Source organism: Caballeronia sp. RCC_10, assembly GCF_041360715.1.
Taxonomy (GTDB): Bacteria; Pseudomonadota; Gammaproteobacteria; order Burkholderiales; family Burkholderiaceae; genus Caballeronia; species Caballeronia grimmiae.
Genome location: NZ_JBFUPT010000100.1, coordinates 1 through 1,417 on the forward strand (window position 1 = coordinate 1; position 1,417 = coordinate 1,417).

General features: G+C 56.2%; 1 protein-coding gene. It reads right to left on the reverse strand.

Going from position 1 to position 1,417, the window contains the following annotated elements:
• Window positions 1–277 precede the first annotated feature (277 nt).
• Window positions 278–1,297: an IS110 family transposase gene (locus AB6804_RS31790; RefSeq protein WP_370889824.1), complete on the reverse strand. Its 1,020-nt coding sequence runs from the start codon at window positions 1,295–1,297 to the stop codon at window positions 278–280.
• Window positions 1,298–1,417 lie beyond the last annotated feature (120 nt).

The window sequence follows — 1,417 nt, forward strand, 5'->3', positions numbered from 1 at the left end:
GTCTACATGAACGTCCCCCTTTGCGCCGGACTTTCGAGTCTTCGAAAAACAGGATGGGCTGCAGCTCTACATCCGGCCTTGTTGCAGCCTTACTCGCTGCGGGCCCCTATGAAATCCGCTGACTCACGCCTCATTCACTTCGCGAGCTTGTCAGGCTCAGACAACTTTTCAGGTTTGGTGAGTCCCAGGTCCTACCCGTTTTGTCATCACACTCGAATGCCACCGCAACTTTTGACGTTCCATCCCGCCCAGCAAACCTTCCGATAGACCAGAGAACTCACCCCTGTTTCATGCTTTCGTAATCGTTCCGGTAGGGGCGCTGATGTGCCAGCATCGCCCATATTATTCGGGCGAGCTTGTTTGCCATCGCGACGATGACCACGTTCAACGGACGCCGCTGTTTCATTTGTGTTACCCATGGACCTGGTTCTTTCACGCGGTAAATGATGCTACGCGCGCCGTGAACAAGTAGCGTTCTGAGGTAGGTATCGCCTCGCTTGCTTATCCCCTGAAGCTCTATCTTGCCGCCGGAGCCGGTCTGTGCCGGCACTAAGCCGAGCCACGCTGCGAACTCGCGGCCAGACTTGAACGCTTTTGCGTGACCCATCGTTGCCACTGCCGCTGTTGCAGTCAACAGGCCTACGCCCGGAATCGCCGCAATTGCCTTGGCTGACCGATCGTCTTTCATCCACTCATGCAATCGCCGCTCGATCTCGCAGATCTGACGATCCAGATTGTCCAGACCTGTCCACTGCTCACGTAGGGTGTCGATCAATATCGAAGGCAAGCGTCCTGACAACCTTTCCAGCACTCCCCCTACCGCTTTATCCAACGCGGCCCGACCGACTCCCATCACTTCGCCGTACTCGGTTAGAAGCCCGCGCAGGCTATTTATCTGCATCGTACGAAACTTCACCAGTTGCTGCCGCATGCGATGCAGTGCGAGCACTGCCTGTTGAGTCTCAGTCTTCACAGCAACTTCCTTGCTGTCCATCTGCGTAGCCATCCAGATCGCGCGCGCATCGGCGGCGTCGTTTTTGTTGCGGATGTTGAATGCCTTGATAAATTTGGCTGGCATCAGCTTCACCCGGTGGCCCATCTCGATCAAGCGCCTAGCCCAGTGTTGAGATCCGCTGCAGGACTCCATTCCGACAAGACAGGGGCGGCGATTAGCGAAGTATTCGAGAAACGCCGCCCGTTTGACAGGCCTATTAACGATCTCGCCGGTTTCGGGATCGACCCAGTGCACCTGCATTACGCTTTTTGCGATGTCCACACCCACGATCGTATGCGTCATGATGATTACTCCGGCTGGTAGGCCAATATGATCGCCTTTTTCTATCCCGGAGCGATCGCCGGCCGGCGATGTTCCAGTGATGCCGTGCGTAGCGATGGGCGGGGGGCGTTCATATCATTC

Bases quoted from the DNA above. Each gene is read 5' to 3' on its own strand.
- AB6804_RS31790 (WP_370889824.1), bottom strand. From the start codon at position 1,297: ATGACGCATACGATCGTGGGTGTGGACATCGCAAAAAGCGTAATGCAG.